18 protein-coding genes are annotated in these 21,905 nt (G+C 41.1%); 3 read left to right on the top strand and 15 right to left on the bottom strand.

The window, feature by feature from the left end; genetic code table 11:
- Positions 1-70 precede the first annotated feature (70 nt).
- The 9 genes from HC965_RS02455 to HC965_RS02415 all read right to left on the bottom strand — a co-directional run bounded on the left by HC965_RS02455 (position 71) and on the right by HC965_RS02415 (position 9,070).
- Positions 71-976, bottom strand: coding sequence for an AraC family transcriptional regulator (locus HC965_RS02455; protein ID WP_191029934.1), 906 nt, complete (start codon positions 974-976; stop codon positions 71-73).
- Positions 977-1,079: 103 nt separating this feature from the next.
- The gene (locus HC965_RS02450) at positions 1,080-2,003 is read right to left on the bottom strand and encodes an EamA family transporter (RefSeq protein WP_191029933.1); all 924 of its coding nucleotides are present in this window, start codon (positions 2,001-2,003) and stop codon (positions 1,080-1,082) included.
- 66 nt (positions 2,004-2,069) lie between these two features.
- Entirely contained in the window at positions 2,070-3,227 is a 1,158-nt protein-coding gene (locus tag HC965_RS02445) for a MalY/PatB family protein (RefSeq protein WP_191029932.1), read from the bottom strand.
- A gap of 3 nt (positions 3,228-3,230) precedes the next feature.
- Positions 3,231-4,094, bottom strand: coding sequence for a DUF3737 family protein (locus HC965_RS02440; protein WP_191029931.1), 864 nt, complete (start codon positions 4,092-4,094; stop codon positions 3,231-3,233).
- A 101-nt stretch (positions 4,095-4,195) separates the two neighbouring features.
- A complete protein-coding gene (locus tag HC965_RS02435) occupies positions 4,196-5,407 on the bottom strand; it encodes an MFS transporter (protein WP_191029930.1) in 1,212 nt (403 codons plus the stop codon).
- 14 nt (positions 5,408-5,421) lie between these two features.
- Positions 5,422-6,117: a flavodoxin family protein gene (locus tag HC965_RS02430; protein WP_191029929.1), complete on the bottom strand. Its 696-nt coding sequence runs from the start codon at positions 6,115-6,117 to the stop codon at positions 5,422-5,424.
- Positions 6,118-6,561: 444 nt separating this feature from the next.
- Entirely contained in the window at positions 6,562-7,086 is a 525-nt protein-coding gene (locus tag HC965_RS02425; RefSeq protein WP_370539955.1) for a cyclophilin-like fold protein, read from the bottom strand.
- 118 nt (positions 7,087-7,204) lie between these two features.
- On the bottom strand, positions 7,205-8,026 hold the full coding sequence (locus HC965_RS02420; protein WP_191029928.1) for an AraC family transcriptional regulator: 822 nt from the start codon (positions 8,024-8,026) through the stop codon (positions 7,205-7,207).
- Positions 8,027-8,089: 63 nt separating this feature from the next.
- Complete coding sequence (locus HC965_RS02415) at positions 8,090-9,070, bottom strand: aldo/keto reductase (RefSeq protein WP_191029927.1); 981 nt, start codon at positions 9,068-9,070, stop codon at positions 8,090-8,092.
- Between the two features lie 272 nt (positions 9,071-9,342).
- Here HC965_RS02415 and HC965_RS02410 point away from each other — a divergent pair, with 272 nt between their 5' ends.
- Positions 9,343-10,248 carry an AraC family transcriptional regulator gene (locus HC965_RS02410; RefSeq protein ID WP_191029926.1) on the top strand — a complete coding sequence of 302 codons (906 nt, stop codon included), beginning with the start codon at positions 9,343-9,345 and terminating at the stop codon, positions 10,246-10,248.
- Between the two features lie 195 nt (positions 10,249-10,443).
- A complete protein-coding gene (locus HC965_RS02405) occupies positions 10,444-12,201 on the top strand; it encodes a 1-deoxy-D-xylulose-5-phosphate synthase (protein ID WP_191029925.1) in 1,758 nt (585 codons plus the stop codon).
- A 107-nt stretch (positions 12,202-12,308) separates the two neighbouring features.
- Here HC965_RS02405 and HC965_RS02400 read toward each other — a convergent pair whose 3' ends face one another.
- Entirely contained in the window at positions 12,309-12,980 is a 672-nt protein-coding gene (locus HC965_RS02400) for a YitT family protein (protein ID WP_191029924.1), read from the bottom strand.
- A 155-nt stretch (positions 12,981-13,135) separates the two neighbouring features.
- Here HC965_RS02400 and HC965_RS02395 point away from each other — a divergent pair, with 155 nt between their 5' ends.
- A complete protein-coding gene (locus HC965_RS02395; protein ID WP_191029923.1) occupies positions 13,136-14,038 on the top strand; it encodes an AraC family transcriptional regulator in 903 nt (300 codons plus the stop codon).
- A 52-nt stretch (positions 14,039-14,090) separates the two neighbouring features.
- Here HC965_RS02395 and HC965_RS02390 read toward each other — a convergent pair whose 3' ends face one another.
- The 5 genes from HC965_RS02390 to HC965_RS02370 form a co-directional block, all read right to left on the bottom strand.
- On the bottom strand, positions 14,091-17,405 hold the full coding sequence (locus HC965_RS02390) for a S41 family peptidase (RefSeq protein WP_191029922.1): 3,315 nt from the start codon (positions 17,403-17,405) through the stop codon (positions 14,091-14,093).
- A gap of 50 nt (positions 17,406-17,455) precedes the next feature.
- A complete protein-coding gene (locus tag HC965_RS02385) occupies positions 17,456-18,394 on the bottom strand; it encodes a homocysteine S-methyltransferase family protein (protein ID WP_223854646.1) in 939 nt (312 codons plus the stop codon).
- A complete protein-coding gene (locus HC965_RS02380) occupies positions 18,391-19,203 on the bottom strand; it encodes an MBL fold metallo-hydrolase (RefSeq protein ID WP_191029921.1) in 813 nt (270 codons plus the stop codon). The genes HC965_RS02385 and HC965_RS02380 overlap by 4 nt, the downstream gene beginning before the upstream one ends.
- Before the next feature lie 130 nt (positions 19,204-19,333).
- A complete protein-coding gene (locus HC965_RS02375; protein ID WP_191029920.1) occupies positions 19,334-19,873 on the bottom strand; it encodes a flavodoxin family protein in 540 nt (179 codons plus the stop codon).
- A gap of 363 nt (positions 19,874-20,236) precedes the next feature.
- Positions 20,237-21,895, bottom strand: a complete 1,659-nt coding sequence (locus tag HC965_RS02370) for an SUMF1/EgtB/PvdO family nonheme iron enzyme (protein WP_223854644.1) — start codon at positions 21,893-21,895, stop codon at positions 20,237-20,239.
- Between the last annotated feature and the right edge of the window lie 10 nt (positions 21,896-21,905).

Below are 21,905 nucleotides of genomic sequence, written 5' to 3'. Positions count from 1 at the left end.
TTATGTCAGGGCAAAGATAGACGCAACAGGGCAGATAAAGAGATACAAATCAAAGCATCAGTTGTACAAATCAAATAGTTGTCGATTTTCTGACATCAGTCGGTGACTTCCCTGTATGTTTTCGATAGAACTTGCTGAAATATGAAACGGTTTCAAATCCCAGACTAAAAGCTATTTCCGAAACAGACAAGTTACTGTGCAACAGATATTGGCTACATTCTTTGATAAGTCTTTCGGCAATCCATTCAGTGGTAGTTCTGCCAGTTACCTCTTTGATTACTTTATTCAAATGGTTAACGTGTACAGATAGACGGTTCGCATAGTCGGCAGGTGTACGTAAAGTCAGAGTAGCATGTGGATAGTCAATCGGAAATTGTCTCTCCAATAATTCTAAAAACAGTTCTACAATACGTTGCGCAGCATTCGGATGCGATTCATACCGGTTAGAGTGCTGCATCCTCATTGCCGTATGCACTAAAAGGTGGAGATAGCAATGTAATATATCAGACTTATACCTGTAATCAGTCCGCATCTCTTCCTGCATTTGAGTATATATGCTTTGTATTTTACTTAACTGAACCTCGTCCGGGAAAAACACTTTATCGCCAGTAAGCTTGAATAAAGGAGTATCTGCCAGTGAATCATTCTTCTCTTCGGCTCGTATAAACTGCTCGTTAAAGATGCAAAACATTCCTTTCTGTTCTTCACTGATAGATTCCCAAGCATAAGGAATCAGAGGATTCGAGAATAACAGAGCCGGACGGTCAACCAAAATCCACTTATCAGCATAGTACAACTTTCCTTTTCCTATAATTAAAGTCACTTTATAAAAATCACGATAGCTGAATTGAACTTTCCCGAAATGACATTGCCGGGAAAATATATCAAAACATTCTTTTTCTTTGGAACAAACGACATTCAGAGCAGAATCATTACGCTGTATTCTTTTATAGAATTGGAAAATACTTTCAGTCATGGCAATCGTTTTGATGGAAACTACATTTTTTTATCGTAACGCAAATATAAGGAATTATACGATTGGGTATTCTCAACTGATAAAATATACTATATTCTACTCATCAGGCTTTGCGTTTTCTATTTATCAGCATTACTCCCAACAAAATCACCAATAAACCGGCTATCTGAATGAAAGTAACATATTCACCACCCAGGAACACTCCTAAAAGAACAGCAATAACAGGGTTGACATAAGCATGTGTTCCTACCTCTGCGGCCGGACGTACTTTTAGTAACCAAACATAAGCCGAATACGCCAATAAAGAGCCAAAAGAAATCAGGTAAGCCAATGACAACCAGCTTGTAGTTGAAATCCCTGCCCAATGAACTTCCAGGACATCACCGTTCACAACAGAACAAATCCAAAACGCTCCACTGGCAAAAAGCATCTGCCAGGCAGAACCGGCAAAGGCATTGACTTCTTCCTCACGGGAAGAACGGTATTTGGCATACAACGTTCCCAATGCCCAGGACACGCATCCGAAAATAAGAAGTAAAATACCATATTCACTATGTGGCTGCAACCGTTCTGAGTTAAGCTGCTCTACATAAAGCATTACAACTCCCCCGAAACCAATTATCCCCCCTACTATCGTGAAAGGATTGCGAAAATTCATTCTCCACATCGGGGCATCCAACAGCAGAATCCAAAGAGCCGTAGAAGAAGCGATAATAGCTACAAGGCTACTGGTGAGATAACGCTGCGCCAACATTACCACAGCCATGTCTACAAACAACAGTACTATACCACTGACAGCAGAATGTTTAATCAGGCTTTTCTTAAATATCTGTTCTCCCCGCAAATAACATATTCCAAGAAGTATCAGTCCGGCAGCAGTGAACCGCAATGCTCCGAGCAGAAAAGGTGAAAAGTCTTTCAAGGCTACACCTATAAAAAAATAGGTAGAACCCCAAACTACGTAAATAAGGAAATAAGCGATGATGACACCTATTATATTCCCATTCGGATGCTTCAGACTTTCCATATTGCTTCTTTTAATTAGTTTTCACGGGGAGTGAGGAGGGGGACTCTCAATATATTGACAATTATTTTATTTCCACGTCCGCCTCAATCTTTCCAATCCATCCATCAATCGTTGGCGGGGGCACGCAATATTAATACGTATAAATCCTTCTCCTGCGTCTCCATACAGGCTCCCCCCATTCACCCTAAGTTTTTCTTTCTCCAATAATGTTTTTACTATTTCCTCCGAAGACTGTTTCAGGGCAGAACAATCCACCCATACCAAATAAGTACCTTCCAATGCCATTACCGGGAATTTCGAAAGATATTCATCAAAATAGGCTCGCAAGTAGTTATAGTTGGCAAACAGATAGTGTTTCAGTTCTTCAAGCCATTCCTCTCCATCGTTGTAAGCAGCTATCAAGGCTTCCACACCAAAAGGATTCACATCACAAACCTCATTTATATTAATGGCTTTGTCTATCTTCAACCGTATATCCATGTCGGCGGAAATAATATTGGCTATTTGCAGCCCTGCCAGGTTGAATGCCTTACTGGGTGAAGTACAAGTTACAGAATGTATTAGAAATTCTTCCGAAATAGAAGCAAAAGGAATATAATTATGTCCGGGGAAAACCAGCTCGCAATGAATCTCATCCGCAACTATCCATACATCATTGCGAATACAGATTTCACCTATACGGGTTAGTTCCTGTTTCGTCCATACTCTGCCGGCGGGATTATGAGGATTGCATAATAACAGGACTTTGACTTGAGGGTCAGCGGCTTTTAGTTCCAGGTCTGCAAAGTCAATCTGATAGGTTCCATTCCTGTAAAGCAGTGGATTCGCAACCATTTCGCATCCATTATTACGGATAGATGAGAAAAAGCAGTTATACACCGGTGTCTGCACTATCACTTTATCACCGGGTATCGTCAGTGCTTTAATAACAGCAGACAATGCCGGGACAACTCCGGTAGTATATATAATCCATTCCTTAGCTATCGGCCAGGCATGACGCCTTGCAAACCAACCCGTCACCGCTTCAAAATAAGCATCCGGCACACGCACATATCCGAAAATACCATGTTCCACCCGTTTCTTCAATGCTTCCACGACAGGGGGAGCTGTACGGAAATCCATATCAGCTACCCACATCGGCAAGACATCCGCATCGTCGGATGAATCCCATTTATAAGAATTCGTCCCTCTGCGTGGAATAATTTCATCGAAATTATACTTCATATTTCAATCAAAACAGGTCAGATCATCCCAAAGTTTCAGTTCGCAGTTTCCCGGGGCTTTGATGTTTTCATCCAGGATAATGGTTCCGTAACTATTAGCGGTGATACTTCCCGTACGTGGGTTTTTCACACTATGGACAGGGCTATTAATAGTCGCCTGTACGCTGCTATGCTCGAAAGCAAGGTCAGCATCATCCGCCATCGTGCAATTCTCCATCACCAGGTCGTGTGCATAGCAAAGTGGCTGAGTACCCGAAATCTTACAATTCACCAGGCGCAGATTCCTTGAGTGCCAACCCAAATATTCTCCATCGAGTATGGAATCGTAAACTGTCACATTCTCCGTATTCCAAAAAGCATCTTTTGAATGTATTTCGGCATTGCGAATCTCCACATTCATGCAGTATTGGAAAGAGTAGTTGCCTTTCATTGCAAAGTTTTGAATCTTGATATTACCGCCATGTATAAAGAGGTAATCCCCTTTATCTATTTCTACGTTATTCAGTTCTACATTACGACAATACCATAGCGTCTCCAAAGCATTAGGCAACTGTACGTTTTCCAGTTTTATTCCATCCATTTCGCGGAACATTTTCGGTGCTTCCACCAGTGTGTCCGTCATTTGCAGATTCCTGGAGTACCAAAGTGCGGCACGCGCTCCTTCCGTAAACAGACAGTTTTTGACTACAAAACCATCATTATGCCAAAAAGGATATTTCCCTTCAAAACGACAATTTACAGCCTCTATATCACTACATTCTTTTAGCGCTGATTCACCAGTATGAATCGTTACGTCTTCCAGGTAAAGGCCGTGAGAAGCGAACAAAGGACGTTCGCCTTCGTAATGTGTATTTTTAATTTGTTCCATTGTTTAATTGTTTTTTGATTAATTGATTACCTATTATCTACACTGCAAAAATACAGTAGAAAAAAGAGTTTCTTTGTAGATAAATTACGGGTATATCTACCTCAATTACAGATAATACTTTCTTCTATTTCAGCCTGTTTTCGCGACTGTATCATACGGATTCTCAAAACGACAAATACTATACTTACCACCAGGAACAGCAACGAGCCGAAAACAGAATATCGTGTATCGAAAAGAGTGATGAACATTCCGCAGAAAGCTGCTCCAATCGTCGTTCCAAGATTTGCAGACAGCAAATACAATCCGTTGGCGAAGTCCGGTGCTTCGGGTGCTGATTCGGTTATCATATACTGCATCGTATTCTGACCGTATCCCGCCAATATTCCTAAAATCAGAATGATAACCGCCATCGCTGCAAGCCATTCTCCCAAGACAAACAGACAGATATAGAAAGCAAGCAAGGCAAAAGGAATTGTTATCATGCTGCGCACCGGATTGGTGGCGAGTTGCTTTCCGGCTATGACATTCCCGATGATATTTGCCAAACCATAAATCAACAACATCGTACTGATGACACCATACGAAACTCCCGTCACATTCTTAAGATAATCAGACATATAACTGAAGAAGCCGAATAAAGCCCCGTTTATAAGCGTCACTGCCAAAATGGAATACCAAACAACTTTTCTTTTCAACACATTGAGTTGTGTACCATAAGACAACTTTTCTTTTACAGGCATGGAAGGTACTAAAAAGATAGTCGCGATGAATACCAAAGCATTCACAACTGTGAAGAACAACATTCCCATAGAATACGAAACTTCACTCGCTATGTAGCTTGTCACCGGCACGCCCAGCACCATACCTGCCGAAACACCTATAAAGACTTTTGCCACCGCTTTCGGAGCTTTCTCCTTGCTGACGGATGTAGCCGCCACTGTGAAAGCCATAGATACATAGACAGGATGAAGAAAGGCCGGAAGCGCCCTGGCAATCAATAATACGGTAAAATTGGAAGTCACCATGGAGATAATATTACTTAGCGTAAATACCCCCAATGCCAGCAACATTACTTTTTTCCGGTTCATTCCCGAAAACAGCAACGGCATAACAGGAGCAGATATAGCTACCACCAATGCAAATATACTAACTGTCCATCCCGCTTGGGGAACAGTGACATGAAAAGTTTCGGCTATCAGAGGTAATATTCCAATCACTCCCATTTCCGTATTGATAATTCCGAATACACCGACCGTAAGGATAAATACGAGCAAACCGCCCGAATTGAGTTTTAATTTATTCTTTTGTTCCATAATTGCTATACAGTTTATAATGCCAATCCCATCTTATACGCATTTTCAAGATGTTCTTTACCAATCTCCCGTGCCAGTTTTTCGCATCCGGTACAATCACCGGCACAATATACTCCTGCTTCATTCCAGCCCAATGCCTGATTGAGAAGCCGGAAATATCGCACAGGCTGTTCAAAGGTTGCATCCTCGTCATCGCCGGCTGTCATAAGTAACACAGCATCTTTTTTAGGATATTTGTCATCGGTAGAGATGGCGTAAAGTCTTTCAATGAAAGATTTCAAACGCGAGGTTATCGTCCAAAAGTACAAAGGAGAAGCCATCACTATCGTATCACATTCCGCAAACAAAGGGTATATATCCTGCATACCATCCTTGATTGCACACTGATGAGCCAAACGTTGACACACTCCACATCCTCTGCATCCTTCTATCCGCATACTGCCTAGATAGACTTTTGTAACGGAATGTCCCCGTTCCACCAATCCTTTAATATAAGCATCGGTCAGTCTGTCTGTATTACCGCACTTTGTTCCTGCGCTCATCACTACAAGTACTTTTTTCATATTTCCATCCTGTATTTTATCTATTGCTTGAGGAAGCGGAGTATCTGTCGTTCCCCTATCGCCCAAGTACCGATAGATAGCCGCGCTACCTAATAATAAGCTACCGGTCGTCAACAGTGCGCTTTTCAGAAAATGTTTTCTATCCATATTCTTTATATTATTAATGTCCTCTTTATGTTGGATTTATTCGACATGACAAAGATCGGGAGAATAGAGCAAAACCATTGTAGACGAATTACGGGTATGATAACCCCAATTACTGGTTATAAAAACGGCAAGAAATGAGCTAAACAATGCTGTTGCATACAATAAGCCAACGCTATGCAATTCTTAATTCTCTCTCTTACTTATATTATTCCTCCAAGTAGCAAGTTAGTTTTCGTTCAACAGTTGTCGAACGATAGTTCAACATATGTAGAGCGTTCGTTCAACAGTTGTTGAACGAAAACTCATTAGGCAATGAAGAAAATACTATATTAAAGAGCCATCATTAAATACAATATAATGATGGCTAACTCCTTTCAAGAGCACAGTAGGCTCACAGTCGGTATGCTAAGGAACATTTCTACTAATAGGAAAGAAGGACATCTTCTATTCCTTTTCAAATTTGACCGTTACAGTCCCCGATACGCTCAATGCCTCGATTCCGTCACCGTCAATACGACCTATCAGAATCAAATCATTACTTTGCGACCAACTTTTATAGAATATAGCCACATTTCCCCAAGGCGCATAAATAGTAATGTCACCGGGGGAAGGCGTACATCCACGTTTCACTCCCTCTATTGTTAATTTAGGAGAAGGATAAAATATCTTCTCGGTATTATTATAATCGTCAAGTTTCACTTCAAGCGGCAAACGGGAAACAAAATCCTGTGCTGCTGCATTATCAGCCATGGTTGCAGTCACCACACGCTGTCCTACTGTAATTTTAATTTTCATACTTTCTTTATTGGGTTCTTCATTTCCATTATTAATCTCCGTTCCTCCACCTGTTTCCGGGTTTCCCATACTATCGGGATGTTCGCTACATGCCATCCAAATAACGGCTAATAAAATGGTAAAAAAGCACATAGAGAACCGCTTCACTCCATTGTTTAACATTGCATATTCCATACTATAATTTATTATTTATTTGTACACTGCAAAGTTCGATAAAAGGGAGCAAAGTTCTTGTAGACAAATTACGGGTATGATAACCTCAATTACAGTTTAAATAAAGTCAGCCCTATATCTATACATTATTATAACTAGGCGCTACTCCATAAACCTCTTTATATATTCTTGAAAAGTGTGACAGATTTTTAAAACCGACATTCAGCATCGCTTCACTAACCTTGCAATTCCGGTTCATTATCAACTCATGCGCAGCTTCCAACCTTCGCTTGATAATCCATTTTTGTGGAGTCAGTTCGCTCACTTTCCGAAAATCATTCTTAAATCCGGTCAAGCTCCGCCCTGTATAGGATGCTAATTCCTCAATAGAAAGGTCGTACATATAGTTTTCTTCCATAAAGCCTAATAAATCAATCTTCCATGGTTCGGCAAAATCGAACAGTGAAGCATAGACTTTTGCATCGGACTTAAGTACGATATACAACCCTTCTTTCAATTTCATATCCATCCATTCTTCATCGGGGGCAACAGAAGATTCATAATAAGGAAATATGGATTCAAATAAACTTGTGACAGCAGGAAGAGGTGGTATTTTCAAAATACTCACCTTGCTCCGCTTGGTTGTTTCCAAAAATTTCTCCCTGCCATGACTACGATAGTATTCTAACAGGAATTTGCGAGAAAATCTTAAAAGAATAGACTGATAGATATGAGTGTCCTTATCACTATATTTAATCATCTTTATGCGATGTCCTTTGCGGATAAAAGCGCATTCTCCTGCACAAATCGTAACAGAGTGGTTGGCTTCCTCAAACTCTACCTTACCCGAATAAACATACAGCAAACAATGTTCCATTACTCCATAATCGCATATGGTATTCTCCGTCACTTTCATATTAAGAAAGATATTGGAATAGTTTATGAAATGTTCATCTTCCATGTTGACAACTGTTTACCAGCAAAAATACGATTTTATCTGTAAAAAAGAACTTCACTCCTTATTTTATCGGTAAAGTTTGGCTATATCTTCATCTGTCCTATTTCCGTAAATCTCTATCTTTGAAAGTTCCGCTTCAATCTTGTCAAATTCTTCTTTCGTTAATACCACGTCAGCAGCACCCAGGTTTTCAACAATACGTTCCATTTTGCGTGAACCTGGAATCGGAACGAGAAAGTCATATTTATGTAACATCCAAGCCAAAGAAATCTGTGCCGACGTCACATTTTTCTCTTGGGCAAACAGCCTCAACAAATCAAGCAACGGTTGATTGGCTTCCATATTCTCCTTTTCAAAGCGAGTTATCACACGGCGCACATCATCTCCCTTATATTCCTGTCCGGATGTATATTTTCCACTAAGGAAACCACTAGCTAACGGGCTGAATGGTATAAAGCCAATGCCCAATTCGCTACACGCAGGAATCACTTCTTTCTCAAACATACGTTCCATCATCGAATATTCACTCTGCACGGCAGTCATCGGAGTGACAGCGTGTGCCAGTCGGATTTGTTCCACGGTGGATTGCGACTGTCCCCAACCTCTTATTTTACCTTTCTTAATCAGTTCACCCATACACCATGCAATGGCTTCCACCGGAATTTGTTTACTGATACGATGTTGATAATAAAGGTCGACATAATCCGTATTCAGACGTTTCAACGATGCATCCAAATGTGCTTCCACTACTCTCATAAGCTGGGGAATAGTAGAAACTTCTTCATCGGGACGAATCACAAACTTCGTTGCCAAAATGATTTCCCGACGAAAGGAAGCAATCCCCTCTCCCACCAATTCTTCGTTGCCACCGGCACTATACCCTTCGGCGGTATCAAAGAAATTACATCCTGACTCATAGACCTGACTCATCAAACGGATTGCTTCTTTTTTATCCGGTGTCGCCCCATATCCGTGTGACAACCCCATGCATCCATAACCAACAGCCGAGACTTCCAGTCCTGCCGCACCAATTTTTCTTTTCTTCATAATGTATTCTTTTTAATATTATTCCATTATTGGACTTATCTGTTTCCGTTTGCAAAGTTAGATGGTAAAAACGAATCGGGCTTTGCTGTAAAGACAAAAGACTTTTGCTGTGCGGACTATTTTTCATATAAGAGACCGGACTCAAGAGCTTAGTATAGATTTAGTTATACCAATTACTGATTTCATAACCCAAATTACTGATTCATCATTTCCTCTCTATGAAGATAAAATATTTATCTGTATCTTTGTTACCCATCAAAATACCAAAAGCTATGGATAAAGTTATAAAACTAGAGAATGTGAATCTGTATAACGAAATGTATGGACTGGAGACATTGCATCCTTTGGTTAGTGTCGTTGACCTGACGAAAGCAACCAAATCGGTCAATCATATCCAAATGAATTATGGCATATATGCGCTTTTTCTAAAAGAGACTAAAAGCTGCGATATTAAATACGGTCGCCAGTATTATGATTATCAGGAAGGAACTATCGTCTGTTTCGGCCCCGGTCAAACTGCCGGTGTGAGTACCATTGAAGATGAAATCCGTCCTGAGGTTTATGGCATTATTTTCCATCCCGACCTGATACGCGGCACATCGCTTGGCAAAGAGATAAAGAAATATACTTTCTTTTCTTATGCGGTCAACGAGGCTTTGCATCTTTCTGACCAGGAAAAGGAAATAGTAAAGGATTGCCTGAAGAAAATCAGTATAGAATTGGAGCATGGCATAGATAAACACAGCAAAGCATTAATTGCCATGAATATCGAACTGTTGCTGAATTATTGTATGCGTTTTTACGAAAGACAATTTATTACGCGGAATAGTGCGAATAAAGATGCGCTTACAAAGTTCGAGCAACTGCTGGACGAGTATTTCCAAAGCGAGCTTCCTATGCAGGACGGTTTGCCTTCCGTGAAGTACTTTGCTGATAAAGTCTATCTCTCCCCTAACTATTTCGGTGATATGGTAAAGAAGGAAACAGGGAAAACTCCGCAGGAACATATTCAGGCAAAAGTAATCGAACTGGCGAAAGAACATATTACTGATACGGATGAAACGGTGAGTCAGATAGCTTATTCTTTAGGATTCCAGTATCCGCAGCATCTTTGCAGGTTGTTCAAGAAACGTGTCGGTTGCACGCCCAATGAGTACAGAAGTCAGGCTTTGGCTTGATGGTTGATGATGGAGAGAATGAGCGGATTCTTTCATTTACGAAGAATTCAGAAAGAATTTAAGGAGAATTTAGGGGCAACTGTAATATAGGTAAAATAATCCGTAATTCATATACAAACAGATTTCAAATGTGGCAGTATCTTTGCAATGTCATAAAAAAATAAGTAGAAATGTTATTTATAAAAACTGTTTGATATGTATTTAGAAAATATTTATTCTCCTGAAGATGTTAAGAAGCTGTCAGTAAAAGAATTGAATGATTTAAGTGGTGAAATACGTGCGTCACTCCTGCAAAAATTGAGCGAACACGGCGGACACTTCGGACCTAATTTCGGAATGGTGGAAGCGACCATTGCGCTACACTATGTATTCAATTCGCCAAAAGATAAAATCGTATTTGACGTATCGCATCAGAGTTATGTACACAAGATGCTGACCGGACGTAAGGATGCGTTTCTTCATCCGGCCGAGTATGATAATGTGTCCGGTTATTCCGAGCCGCAGGAAAGTGAGCATGATTTCTTTATTATCGGTCATACTTCCACTTCTGTCAGCCTGGCCAGCGGATTAGCCAAAGGACGTGACCTGACCGGTGGCAATGAAAATATCATAGCTGTGATAGGCGATGGTTCTTTAAGCGGTGGCGAAGCATTCGAAGGACTGGATTTTGTGGCAGAGCTTGGTACGAATATGATTATTATTGTCAATGATAATCAGATGTCTATTGCTGAGAATCATGGTGGACTCTATAAGAATCTAAAGGAACTGCGCGACAGCAACGGTCAATGTGAGTGCAATTTCTTCAAGGCTATGGGGTTGGATTATATGTACGTGAATGACGGCAACGATGTGGAAGCATTAATCGAAGCTTTCTCTAAAGTGAAAGATATTCAGCATCCGATAGTAGTGCATATTAATACACTGAAAGGCAAAGGCTACGAACGTGCCGAACAAGATAAGGAGACTTATCACTGGCGTGCCCCGTTCAATATAGAAACCGGAGAAGCGAAATTCAATGATGAAGGAGAAGATTACAGTGAAGTAACTGCCCAATACCTACTGAAGAAGATGAAAGAGGACTCTCGTGTAGTGACAATCACTTCGGGTACTCCTACGGTTCTCGGATTTACACCCAACCGTCGCCAGGAAGCAGGAAAGCAGTTTGTAGATGTCGGCATTGCCGAAGAGCACGCGGTAGCACTTGCTTCGGGCATCGCAAAGGCAGGCGGAAAGCCAGTCTATGGAGTGTACAGCACATTTATCCAACGTTCCTACGATCAACTTTCGCAAGACCTTTGTATTAATAATAATCCGGCTGTCTTACTGGTATTTTGGGGTACTTTGTCCGGCATGAATGACGTGACGCATCTCTGCTTCTTCGATATTCCGCTTATCAGTAATATTCCTAATATGGTCTATTTGGCGCCGACCTGCAAGGAAGAATATCTTGCGATGCTTGAATGGAGCATCCGTCAGAACGAGCATCCGGTTGCTATCCGTGTACCGGCAACAGATGTGATAAGTTGCGGTGAACCTGTTGAGTCCGATTATAGTATTCTGAATCGTTATAAGGTTGCGCATCGTGGTTCGAAAGTAGCTATTGTGGCTTTAGGTTCTTTCTTTGGATTGGGACAGTCGGTTCTGTCATTGCTGAAAGAAAAAACGGGTATTGATGCAACGCTGATTAATCCCCGTTATATCACAGGGGTAGATACTAAACTTATGGACGAACTGAAAGCCGACCATCAATTAGTGATTACACTGGAAGATGGCGTACTGGACGGTGGTTTCGGTGAAAAGATTGCCCGGTATTATGGTGTTAGTGATATGAAAGTGATAAATTACGGAGCTAAGAAAGAATTTGTAGACCGCTTTGATATACAGGAGTTGCTTCGTGCCAATCATCTTACAGATGAGCAGATTGTGGAAGATATAAAGACTGTTCTCGGTTAAGATTAAAGTTAAGATAAAGGTCTGGATTAAAATCAAACCCGCTCATTATATATGCAGGTCGATGCACATTGTCCGTTACGGCAATTGTATCGACCTGTCTCCTTTCTTTATTTCAAGACAGGCAACAATTTATAAAGTGTTTTTCTCGTCATTATTTTCTGATTCAGGAAGCTGACGATATAGCCCGTTATACAAGCAGCGATAAGAGAGCCTTCACGTACTCCTTGAACGCCTTGAGTTAACAGGAGCGAGAGTATAACCGCCAAAGTAACTAAAGTCACATCAAAATACACCTTAAACTTCCCGAATTCTTTATTATAACGACGGGATGCATATTTTACGAATGCTTCCGCGCTCATCATGGCTACTTTCGGCTTTAGTTCGAGAACTACTCCGATAGATTGTACCATACATCCCGTAAGCAACAAAGCTATTGACATTCCATAATTGGCAGGACGCAGTTCACTTGTCATCATCATATTGAAATCAATGAATGCCGAAAATAGAAAAGAGAAAGGCATCTGAAGAAGAATTTCAATAATATCCTGCCGGGTTTTATTTTTTCGGATTAACCAAAACTGTCCTAAGATAAGTATCATATTGATGATAAAAGTACAAGTACCCAATGATAAAGGACTATTCAGACTCAACACATAGTTGATACTGGATATAGGAGTTGTGCCCAATGCGGAACGTATAATCAAAACAATGCCGGCCGCCAGGAAATACAGCCCGATAACAAACACCGAATACCTCTTAAAAACATCTTTCATTTCCATATCTTTTTGTAACCTCTTTATATAACTTCCTCCCATATATTGAAAAGGATATGCAAAGTTCCCGCTTTTTTATCTGAAATAGGTTATCTAATTCCATACAGTTTTTGTCATATCCGAAACAAATCGTATTTTTACGTCTTGAAAAGAAGGTATAAATGGTAAAATCCCGCATATTCGACAACACGCAGCTATTAAAGGAGCATCCTGAAATTCCTCATTATAAAGAGGAAGTAGTCTGCTTTCAGAGTGAATATAAAGACAGAAGTTATCCCGAAAACGAACGTTACTTCAATCGGGAACTGTATATGATATTCGTTCTTGAAGGCCGTTCGGAGATTTTGCTGAATGGGGAGTTTATTGCAATAGAGCCGAATATGTTGCTTATTCATGGAGCGAATTATCTCACGGAGCATCTTTATTCGAGTCGTGATATTAAGTTTATCACCCTCTCCATCTCCGAATCCATGCGGACGGACGATTCCTATCTGACTCAAATAACAGCTACGCTACTGGCAACGATGAGACAGAATAAGCAATATACGATACAACTAACGGAATACGAAGCCGGAATCATCCATAAGGAATTGGAAGTTCTGATGCATCTGATGAATATCAAACATCATTTCCTTTTCCGGCGGATACAGGCGGCGTGCAATGCCCTATTTTTGGATATAGCCGATTTTCTTTCCCGAAAGACAATTATCAAAAAAGAAGTCAGTCGCAAAGACCACGTCTTGCAAGAATTTCATGCCCTTGTTACCCTTAATTTCAGAGAAGAACATTTTGTGAGTTTTTATGCGGACAAACTGGCTATCAGCGAACAGTATTTGGCGCGAATAGTGCGCACCGGGACAGGTAAAACCATCAACAGTATTATCACAGAATTACTGGTAATGGAAGCACGTACGTTATTGAATTCGACAAAATCAACGATTGGTGAGATTGCTGCCAAATTAGGTTTTAGTGATGCCGCCAGCTTTTGCAAATTCTTTAAAAGGAATACAGGTCAGACCCCATTGAATTACAGAAATGAATGTTACAAAGAAAAACTGTATTAAAGCAAAGTATCAGTTACTTGTCTTTAATACAGTTTCATTTTATATATCAAGCTTATTTCTTGCTATCTATCTCTTTCAGAAGTTCATCCACAGCCACTTTCAACTGTGTATCTTCACCTTTCACTACGGTTTCGGGGCTATTGGCAACCTTAACATCAGGCTCTAATTGGGAATTTTCCAAATAACTGCCGTCAGGTAAACGATAACCGATAATGGGAATACCGAATACTAAAGACGGGTCTTGCAAAGTTTCCCAAGATACGCTTGTCATTGTTCCCGGAACAGGCATACCGACAAGTTTGCCTATATTCTGATGTTTATATACCCAAGGAGTACCGTGCGCATTTGAGTAGTTGGCTTCGCATTGCAACATGATGGAAGGCTTGTTCCAACGACGGCTTGGCATATCACACGCTTCACGGCCACGTACCACTTGCGTGAAGTACTTCTTCCCACTGAACAGAATTTCAATATCTTCGTGCAGACGACCGCCACCGTTGAAACGAGTGTCGATTACTATTCCGTCACAGTTGTTATATTTACCCAAAATATCAGAGTAAACAGTACGGAAACTACCGTCACCCATAGATTGAATATGGACATATCCAAGGCGTCCGTTCGACCATTTCTCAACATCGGCGGCACGTTGTTTTACCCAGCGTTTGTACAGCAATCCGTTCAGTTGCCCGCTTGTGATAGGCATCACCACTTCTTCCCAACGTTCTTTGCTTTCCGGATTGTAAAGTGAAATCAAGGTTTTCTTTCCGGCTTTGTTATTCAGCAGATAAGTAATGTCATTATCGGGTGCCAGTTCTTCACCGTTTATCTTTTCGATAATGCAGCCGGCTTTTACTTTGGTACGGGAGTGGTCGAACGGCCCTTTCTCCACAACTTCTGAGATTTGCATTCCTTTTCCCTGATAATTCCAGTCGAACAATAAACCGAGATTAGAAGTTACGTCTCCCTTACCTCGCGAAGAATAACGCCCTCCTGTATGAGAGACGTTCAACTCGCCTAACCATTCGCTTAATAATTCAGCAAAGTCATAGTTGTTGTCAATGTGAGGAAGGAACTTGCGGTAAGCGGCAGTCATGGCATCCCAGTTTACTCCGTGCATCTTGACGTTATAAAAACGTTTCTGATGTTGCTTGTAGACATGGTCGAACATGGCTTCACGTTCGGCAGCCAGTTCCATTCTCATTTCGGCCTGATAGCTGATTGGTTTCAATGCATCTGATTTGGCATCCATCTTCTGCATATTTCTGCTTCCCAGCAAGAATATATCGCCTTTCTTGTCCAACATCAATGACACCCAGCCGGAATTTAGTTTATGCAGACGTTTCGTTTCTTTTTCACGAAGGTTCATCTTCCAAAGGTCGTATCCACCTTCAAAAGCAGAGAAATAATAAAGGTTCTCTCCGTCTTTGGAAAGTATGGCACTGCCCAGGTCGGAAGAGTTGGGAGTAAGACGGACGATGCGGTCTTCGATGCCGTTGAGCTCTACGACAATATCCTTTGTTTTATCCTTATCTTTATCCGCTTCGTCAGAATCCTTTTCAGCGTCTTTGTCCTTATCGTCTTTATCTTTTTTGGCTTTATCAGACTTTTTATCTTTATCGGATTTCTTGTTTTTATCCTTATCGTTCTCTTTAGCTTTTTTCTGTTCTTTCTCAAATTCTTTGAGTAACTCAAAATCTTCTTTGCTCAGGCGATAGCGGTCGTAAGCGTCCTGGTTCAGGAATACAAGCATGACATCCTGTTGTGAACCCCAGGAAGCATGTGCACGCATACCATAACGTTCTGTCTGAAAAAGAATAGCATTTCCATCGAGTACCCAAAGCGGAGAACCACTGATATATCCGCTATTCGTCAGATTGGTAATTGCTCCTCCCTGCGCACTGACTATACCTATATCCGAATAGGGGTCATGCCGATTTCCTATAAACTCAAGAGTGAACCATTTACCGTCGGGCGACCATTCATAATCAAATCCACCACCGGTGCTATACCATGTAGAGCCATCCGTGACCTGACGTACCTTTTTTGTTTTCAGGTCGAGCACCATCAATCGGTTGCGGTCTTCAATAAAAGCCAGTTCTTTTCCGTCCGGTGAATATTTGGGATAAGCACGTTCTACGGTTTTGGAAGGGAGTAATACTTCTTCTTCAATCAGGGTAGCGTTGGGAAAGTTGGGGTCTTCTTTACGGGTTATTTTGGCGGTGTATAATTGCCAGTTTCCGGTTCGTTCACTGGCATAGACCAATGTACGGTTATCCGGAGCAAAGGAAACGGCAGCTTCTTTGGCAGGAGTATTCGTGATTTGCTTGGTCGTCGCATAGTCAGTAGAAGTGACAAATACATCACCACGCACGATGAAAGCAATCTGTTTTCCATCGGGAGATACAGAAGCTGAAGTTGCTCCCTGAGAGAATTTAAGTGCGGCAAGTTGTTCTTCGTTATCCCGGACAAGTTCTACTTTTACTTTTTGGGGACGGGCGTTTACCGCTTGTGTGTAAAGCTCGCCATCATAAGTATAGCAAAGTGTACCCTTATCGCTGACAGACAGGAAACGTACCGGATGGGTTTTGAAGGTAGTTACTGCTTTCACTTCCTGCGGAGTATTCAACGGAAAAGAGTAAACATTGAACGAACCGCCATTGCGTTCACTCAAAAAATAAACAGTATTTCCATCGGGAGCATAAACAGGGTTACGGTCTTCCCCAGCCCGATTGGTCAGGTTTGTATGCTTTCCGGTTTGGGTATTGTACAGCCAAACATCTCTTGTGATAGATGAAGTATGATGTTTTCTCCATTCATCTTCAAAGCCTTTCCGGTCTTGATAAAGAAAGTTCTTTCCTGTTTTATCGAAACAAACCCATTCGGCAGGAGTACCCAGAACTTGTTCGGTGCGTCCGCCGACAACAGGAACTTTATACAATTCCGTCATAGCTCCGGTAGGAAACAATGCACTGGTTGCCGGGTCTTGAATAGAAGCGGAAAAAAGCACATACTTTCCATCCGGCGTAAAAGCAGAGGGAATTTCCGATGCTGAATGATAAGTCAGTCTCTTGGCCGTTCCGCCAGTGGCAGGCATAACAAAAAGGTCGAAATTACCATTACGGTCGCTGGCAAAAGCAATTTGCTTGCCATCGGGCGACCATACAGGATTGGCTTCATAAGACGCTTGTGTTGTCAACTGAACGGCAGTCCCTCCCTGTGCGGGGACTTTATAAATATCGCCTTTATAACAAAAGACGATTTCTGCTCCATCGGGTGAAATGCGTGCATCACGCATCCACAATGGAGTAATGGCGTAACCGGATAGCGCAGTTAACGCCAATGATAAACAAATAATTAGTTTCTTCATATTACATCGTTATTTTTATTATACTCACGTTTTAAGAATGTCTGAGCACTCTATTGTTTCATCCTTTTAGCTATTTCTTCCATATGCTTATTGTCCGTACCACAGCATCCGCCAAAGATTTTAAAATGATAATCGGATTTCAATTTCATCATAGCTTTTGCCCAATCGACAGGTGAAGAAGTTTGCAGCTCTTTAGCTCCGTCCAATTCGTTATATGACAAGGCAGAAGTATTTGCCTGAATACCCATAAAGCGCATTCGTACACTTTCTGTCTGATTGAAATCATGAGACAGGGCTTGGTAAACAATATCAGGATGCACGCAATTAGTCATGTAACACACCGGTTTATTGGATACATTATCATCGATAAAACGTATTGCATAATTTATCGTATGCCCGTCTATCAGTTTTCCATCTTTTTGAATTGTGAAACTTATAATATATGGAATGTCCGTATCAGACATAACTGTAGCCATCCCTAATGTTTCCATTAACTCCGGCATAATACCGGCATAAAGGAAATCAATATTTGCCAAACGGAATAAATTAGCTTGCCAATGATGAAAATCAATCGCTTCTTCTTTACTTAATGCACCTTCACCTGTATAGGCATCTCCTTTGCATCCCATCAGACCACCGATATACATTTCAATTCCTGACGTCTTTTTTATCTCTCGCAGAAACTCGACATTATCCATAATGATTGAATCACTATAACCAGCCATATAGACACGTTCCTTATTAGCCCGCCTTGTAGGAGTCGTTGCGATGAAAGGCATTTGATAAGTACGCGCAATATCTATATATTCATTCCACAATTTCCTCAATGCTATTCTTCCCTGTTCTTGATAAATCAAATCAGCCATTGCGACAGTACCACTTATATCCAAACCATACTCCCTTTTCAGACGCTCTCCCAAAGCTCCTTCCATAAGAATAAACGGATGAGATATAAAACTCTTTTTTAAATTCATCAGGTCTGTTTTCATAGATTCGTTTGAATTACCTTCCCCGTATGGCTATAAAATATTCTATCTCCAAAATCTTTATAGAAAAAAGCATATTTATCTACTCCCGTACAATGGCATACGCCAACCTGACGAGGTAAATATCCTTGTAGATAATCCGCAATTACCTGATATTTTTGTTCTTCTGCATTATGGATATGAAAACCTCCCAAAAGCAGATTGCAAGGAAGATTGGGGAATGAGTTTCTTATGGTTCGCAAGATATTCGTGATGCCACGATGAGAGCAGGCACTAAGCACTGAGATACCTGTCGAATCAATCAAAGCTACTGCCAGTTCATCCTGAAAAGTATCCGGTATCCTATTCTCTCCTTCCTGAACAAAGAATCGTTCGAAGTGAGTATCTTCATGGTTCACAATTTCTATCGTCGGAAAAAGGAAAACACCGGGAATAAGCTCTGTCTGTTCATCAATAAAGTGAAAGCGGGACAGGTCGAATGTTTCCCAATGCTTCATTCCATTTTCGCGTTCGTCTTTAAATTTGGGAGAGAAAATACTACGTTTACATAGTACTGTGGCATGGGTATTCAATTTCAGGAAATGACGTAATCCGCCTGTGTGGTCACTATGTCCATGAGATAGTATCAGATAATCCACCTTTTGTAAGTCAATATGCAATAGGCGCGCGTTCCAAATAAACAAGTCCGATGCTCCGGTATCGAAAAGTAGTTTATTGTCTGCTGTTTCAATAAATAGAGAAAGTCCGTGTTCTGCTTGAAGTTTGCGTCCATAAACACAGTTCTCTACAAGAGTCGTTATTTTATAACTCATGATATTTCACTTTTAGATAGATATTGTACCAGACAAAAAAAGTTCTGCTACAAAATTAGAACAATTCTGTAGCAGAACAAACAAACAGGACAATTATCTACTAAAAATGACTAGTTTTTTTACGTCAGCGTTATATTTGTTTACCCATCTCGTAGGCTTCCAGCATATATGGAGTCTCTTTAATCTCCCCTACCTTCCAGGCACCGATTCCATAAACAGTACCTTTCTCCTGCGGTCTTTCCAAACAATCAAGGAAGCCACGGAAACCGTCAATGGTGCGTTCCATCATCCCTTTATTTTCTTCTGCTGCCGCAATGATGAAATAAAATTCTTTATCGGACATTTCCGTATAGCGTGCACAACAGCGGTCAATCATAATCTTCATCTGTCCGCACATGGTGTAGAAATAGACAGGAGTCGCCATTACAATCACATCTGCGGCAATCATCTTTCCTACGATTTCGTCCGCGTCATCTTTCTGCGGACAAGGTTTACCATACATACTGCAAACACTGCATCCAGTACAAGGATGAACCGTTTTGTCTTTTAAGAAAATCTTTTCTACTTCATTGCCGGCTTCGAGAGCACCTTTCATAAACTCGTCACAAAGCATATCCGAATTGCCACCTCTACGTGGACTGGATGAAATAATTAAAACCTTTTTAGCCATAACTTTCTTACTTTATTATTTTCTATTATCAGAATTCCTTTTATCAAATTTCCACTCTGCAAAAATAGACAATTAAATGTATATCGGACGTAGATAAATTACAGAGATACATACCATAATTACTGATTCAAGCCCATTCACAAAAGTAGATTATCGAAAGTATGTTCTCATTGATAACAAAACAGCGATAGCTACCTGATGAAACCATATTTTACATTCTTTGGGCTTGTTACGTTTTCTATCCTTCTTTTCAGCAGTTACCTTTTCCGTCATTTACCAGTTGTTATTACCTTGGGCAGACATCATAATTCTCCTATTATTAAATTACAAGTATTTATAAATCCGCATTTCGATTTCATGAACCTATTTTATATCAGAGGAATCAACCCTTACCACTCTAAAACCGACATTGGTGTAGCCTAGTGTACCAGTCCTCACGACATCCGATTTCTCGCTACGGCAATCATCACGTTCAGAGTCCCAACTGCCTCCTTTAACGATATACGAACCACTTGCATCGGTTGAAGAAGTCCATTCCCAGCAATTACCCCAAAAATCAGTACCTCCACAAGCACCAGTCGTCTGACTATAAGCGTCTACCGCCGTCAATCCCGACTCTACATGACCGGAGTTCATAGATACATCTTTTGGCATGTGCCCGGCAGCGAGAACCCACTCCTCATCGGTTGGAAGACGATATGTATGCGAGTTGTCATGAGCAGTGAGCCAGTCGCAATAAGCTGTGACTTCAGCAATGGTGACATTCACTACTGGATAGTTTTCCTTTCCTGTATCATAGATAAAGCCTTCTCTGAAAACAGCATATTCAGCATTTGTCACAGGTGCATAACCAATGTAGGCATTCAGAGCAGACGCACCACGCAACACCATCCAGGCGTCATCTGGGTTATCGTCATTTCGAGGGTCAATGAGTCGCAGAAACTGTTGTTCCAGCCGAATCTCACGTTTTTCAACCATTTCATCCACAATACCTTGCATTTCTTCTACAAGATCGGGAGTTTTTGCTTCCCTCTCCAACTCACGGAGCTTGGCTTTCTTTCGCGCCACAACTTTGTCATAACGAAGCCCCATCTGATCCAGTAGCGCCTGTTTGTTCTCTTCTGTCGGATCTCTCTGATATTGGTGAAGGAGGATGTTTGTTATGGCATCCAGTTCCGGACGCTCTTCTTCTACAAGCGGCGCATCCGGATTGTCAAACTCCAACTCACTTTCATGCAGATCACTCGGACTTATATAAATGCTCCGATCCACCATCTGATGCACACCGAAATAATGAGCAACCAAGTCATCCTTGTATATGGAAAGCCTATATCCTCCATAGATGTCACAAGGTAAGGTGGAAATATAGTAGTCTTTTCCTGGTATGAGACCGGAATCCTCTGAAGCGTTGAAAGTAATGATGGAATTGGCGCTTTCTATTTCATCAACCACAGGTTTTCCCTGCTCATCCCATTTTATCCTAACCATACCAGACAGGGCATAGCCATCAACACTTTCAAGTTCGATTCTTGTCACACCCGACATCTGGAAGTTAAGTTTAATACCCCCACAAATAGTATGGAAATTTAGAGATTTTGTGACTGTGCGGGCCACAGTGACCGCTGATTTTTCATCATATCCATTGTCGCCACCCGTTTGGGCGGTAGGAATAGTTATGATTACACTTTCATTATCTGAAGACACCATATTGTCTGCCGGAAAAATGCCATACAAAGGATTATCATCAGTGAAAGTGCCTTCGACAGTACTTGAAAGTCCCGACATGTTGCCGGATTCCTGTGCTTCCACAAAAACAGTTTTTCCACCATGAAGCAACATTATGACATCACCCGCACACCAATTGTTATAAAGCCCGTCAGAGATGGTTGCGGTAAGATTCCCCAAGGCTGAGTTCTGCCCTTGATTGCCGGGAAGCACTACATTTTCTTCATTGTCTCCCTGACAAGCAACCATCGTTGACAGAAAGAGAAGCAAAAGACAATATAAACTGATTCTTTTCATTATTTTATTC

It is taken from the genome of Bacteroides sp. GM023, from assembly GCF_014750685.1.
Taxonomy (GTDB): domain Bacteria; phylum Bacteroidota; class Bacteroidia; order Bacteroidales; family Bacteroidaceae; genus Bacteroides.
Note: the sequence above shows the minus strand (reverse complement) of the source record. Positions and strands in the feature narration are given on the sequence as shown.